This window comes from Tardiphaga sp. (assembly GCF_044340795.1).
Classification (GTDB): Bacteria; Pseudomonadota; Alphaproteobacteria; order Rhizobiales; family Xanthobacteraceae; genus Tardiphaga.
On the sequence record NZ_JBIISY010000436.1, the window covers coordinates 1 to 2,642 of the forward strand.

Annotated in this window: 3 protein-coding genes and 1 tRNA gene; 2 read left to right on the top strand and 2 right to left on the bottom strand. The window is 64.2% G+C overall.

The window, feature by feature from the left end; all coding sequences use genetic code 11:
- Window positions 1–7 precede the first annotated feature (7 nt).
- Together ACIQ17_RS32810 and ACIQ17_RS32815 are read right to left on the bottom strand one after the other, a co-directional pair.
- Window positions 8–84: transfer RNA gene (locus tag ACIQ17_RS32810), tRNA-Met, on the bottom strand.
- A gap of 232 nt (window positions 85–316) precedes the next feature.
- Window positions 317–1,078: an SDR family NAD(P)-dependent oxidoreductase gene (locus ACIQ17_RS32815; protein ID WP_398473751.1), complete on the bottom strand. Its 762-nt coding sequence runs from the start codon at window positions 1,076–1,078 to the stop codon at window positions 317–319.
- A gap of 119 nt (window positions 1,079–1,197) precedes the next feature.
- On the opposite strand from ACIQ17_RS32815, the gene ACIQ17_RS32820 reads away from it, so the two are divergent.
- Window positions 1,198–1,704, top strand: a complete 507-nt coding sequence (locus ACIQ17_RS32820; RefSeq protein WP_398473752.1) for a CvpA family protein — start codon at window positions 1,198–1,200, stop codon at window positions 1,702–1,704.
- A gap of 104 nt (window positions 1,705–1,808) precedes the next feature.
- Entirely contained in the window at window positions 1,809–2,591 is a 783-nt protein-coding gene (locus tag ACIQ17_RS32825) for an SDR family oxidoreductase (RefSeq protein WP_398473753.1), read from the top strand.
- The last annotated feature ends 51 nt before the right edge of the window (window positions 2,592–2,642 follow it).

The window sequence follows — 2,642 nt, forward strand, 5'->3', positions numbered from 1 at the left end:
GAATATTTGGTTGCGGGGATAGGATTTGAACCTATGACCTTCAGGTTATGAGCCTGACGAGCTACCGGGCTGCTCCACCCCGCGCCAAACCTTTCGGGAACATGATCCGGATGCCAACGCCGGAGGCGCGAGCGATCCCAGACCGGAAGTTCCTGAGAAGACAACCGGGCCAGTGCCGCGGCGTGAGGGGTATCTATCAATGCCTGCCGGCTTTGGGAAGGGGCTGGAGGCATCTTTTTGCGTTTTTATGACGGGACGGGAAAAGACCGCATTCCCGCAGCCGGGATCGGGCGAAGCGCCATCCGGGCTGCACGCGTCAGCTTAGCAGGAAACCGCCATCCACGGTCACCGTGCTGCCCGTCATGTAACGCGAAGCGCCCGAGGCCAGCAGCAGCATGGCGCCGTCGAGATCGCTTTCGTGCCCGACCCGGCGCTGCGCGATCCGCTTGACCAGCTTCTCGCCCACCGGCGTGTCCCAGGCGGCGTGGTTGATGTCGGTGTCGATATAGCCGGGCGCCAGTGCATTGACGCGAATGCGATGGGCGGCGAGTTCCAGCGCCAGCGCCTTCGTGGCCTGCACGATGCCGGCCTTGGAGATCGCGTAGGGCGACACCGCCTTGGTGAGGCCGAAGCCGAGCACTGAGGCAATATTGACGATATTGCCCTCCACCTTGTGCGCGATCATGCGGCGTGCCGCTTCGGTCGCTGCGAAATAGGCGCCCTTGAGATTCGCGCCGATCACGGAATCCCAATCGGCTTCGGTCTGGTCGATGGCCATCTTCTCGACGGCGATGCCGGCATTGTTGATCAGCACGGTGACCGGCCCCAACGCCTTCTCTGCCGCGTCGAATGCTTTCGCGATCGACGCATTGTCGGTGACATCCATCGAGACAGCGAAAGCGCGACCGCCCTTGTCGGTGATCTCCTTCTGCAGGGCCTCGAGCTTGCCGGTCTGCCGTGCCGCAAGAACCACGGCCGCGCCATGCACCGACAGCACGCGCGCAAACTGGCGGCCAAGCCCCTGTGATGCGCCGGTGATGAGGATGACTTCCTTGGAGACGTCGAATATAGCGGACATGGTCGTTCCCTGATGCGTCTGTTCTGTTGGTCCCAGTGATACAGGGCCCGGCAGCGATCGCAAACCACCGGCCGCTGCCGATTTCTTCCCTGCGGAATTGCCGCGCCAAGTGAGGGACGATGAACAGTTTTGATATCGTCGTCTATGCAGCCCTCGTTGTGGCCGTCATGCTCGGCTTTCGCGCCGGCCTGCTGCGCAGCGCGGTCACCATTCTCGGCTATCTCGTGGCCGCGCCGATCGCCATCTGGGTCACCGGCCTCGTCCTGCCGCAGGCGGCAGCCTCCTCCCCGGCGCAGAATTCACTGATCTTCTTCGCCATCTTTCTGGTCGCCGGCATCGTGCTCGGCTCGTTGCTGCGCCTTGCCGTCAATGATCTGATCGGCGCCCATATCGGCATCGGCGACAGGCTCGGCGGTGCGGTGCTCGGCGCCATTCGTGTTGGCCTGATCGCGGTGACGCTGGTGCTGATCTTCGACCAGCTGGTGCCGGCCCATCTGCAGCCGTCCTATCTCACCGGCTCGCATCTGCGCCCGCTGCTGTCGCGGCTCGGCCAGACCGGCATCCGCGCGCTGCCGCCGGATGTGGTCGCGACCTTCGATCAGCTGAAGCGCGCGAAACGGCCGTAGGACGCGTCCTCCGCTTTGTCGCATATCGACCCGGCTTACCTCGCATAACGGGAACCGCTAGAGTGCGCGCCATCTGTAAGCCAGAACGTTGAGGGAGTGACATCATGGATCTTGGAATTAAAGGCCGCCGCGCATTGGTTTGCGCATCGAGCAAGGGCCTCGGCCTTGGCTGCGCCGCAGCGCTTGCCGCCGAAGGCGTGCATGTCACCATGACTGCACGCGGCGGCGACGTTCTGGCTGCTGCTGCGGCCGAAGTTCGCAAGGCCAATCCGGGCGTCGAGGTCATCGAGGTCGTGGGCGACATCACTACGCCGGAGGGCCGCGAGGCTGCGCTGAAGGCCGCGGGCCAGATCGACATTCTCGTCAACAATGCCGGCGGCCCGCCGCCCGGCGATTTCCGCAACTGGACGCGCGACGACTGGATCAAGGCCGTCGATGCCAACATGCTGACGCCGATCGAGCTGATCAAGGCAACGGTGGATGGCATGATGGAGCGCAAGTTCGGCCGCATCGTCAACATCACCTCGGCCGCCGTGAAGGCACCGATCGACGTGCTCGGCCTGTCGAATGGTGCGCGCTCGGGCCTCACCGGCTTTGTTGCCGGCCTGTCGCGCAAGACCGTGCGCAACAACGTCACCATCAACGGCCTGCTCCCCGGCCCGTTCAACACCGACCGCATCCGCGGCGTTGCCGCCGGTCAGGCGAAGAACAGCGGCAAGTCGGTGGAGGAAATCCTGAAGCAGCGCGCCAGCGAGAATCCGGCCGGTCGTTTCGGTGAAGCGGACGAGTTCGGTCAGGCCTGCGCCTGGTTGTGCAGCGCCAAGGCCGGCTTCATCACCGGGCAGAACATCCTGCTCGACGGCGGTTCGTTCCCAGGCACGATGTAAGCCATCGCATCCGATGCAAGAGGGGCGGTCGGTGTGAACCGACCGCTCTTC